Origin of the sequence: Synechococcus sp. R6-10, assembly GCF_047461815.1 — a bacterium.
GTDB lineage: Bacteria > Cyanobacteriota > Cyanobacteriia > Thermostichales > Thermostichaceae > Thermostichus.
Map to the genome: position 1 here is coordinate 1 of NZ_JANSHW010000614.1, position 610 is coordinate 610.

At 57.7% G+C, this 610-nt stretch carries 1 protein-coding gene; it reads left to right on the forward strand.

Annotated elements, in window-relative coordinates; genetic code table 11:
- On the forward strand, positions 1-610 hold a 610-nt coding region (locus NW837_RS14565; RefSeq protein ID WP_414332291.1), incomplete at both ends, for a HEAT repeat domain-containing protein.

Here is a 610-nt window from a genome sequence, read left to right on the forward strand (position 1 = left end):
AGCGGCGTGTAGGGCACTGGGTGAAATTGGCGATTCGCAGGCTGTACCCGCGCTTGTTCGAATGCTGGGAGATAGCTGGGAGTACGTTAGTTGGGCAGCGAGTGACGCCCTAACGAAGATAGGCAATCGCGCCGTGCCTGCGCTAATCCACGCACTTGAAAGCAGCGACCCATCTATCCGTGCAGGTGCATGTGCAGTGCTGGGACAGATAGGCAACGCGCAAGTCGTACCTGCGCTTGTCGAGATGCTGCGAGACAGAGACTCGAGGGTTCGGTTTGTAGCGTGCCGCGCACTTGGTGAGATTGGCGACTCTCAAGCCGTGCTTGCGCTTATTCAAATGTTCACGGACATTCACTACAGCGTTAGCAAGGCAGCATGTTGGGCGTTAGTCAGGATAGGTACACCCGCCGTACCCGCGCTGATTGAGGCTCTCCACAGCGACGACCACAGCGTCCGCGTGGAAGCCTGCGAAGCGTTAGGGCGGATAGGCAATCTGCAAGCGCTGCCTGCACTCATCCAAGCGCTGGGAGATAGCACGAAGTGGGTTCGTGCAGTGGCATGTGAGGCACTCAGTCGAATGGATGACTCACTAGTAGTTCCTGCGCTCATC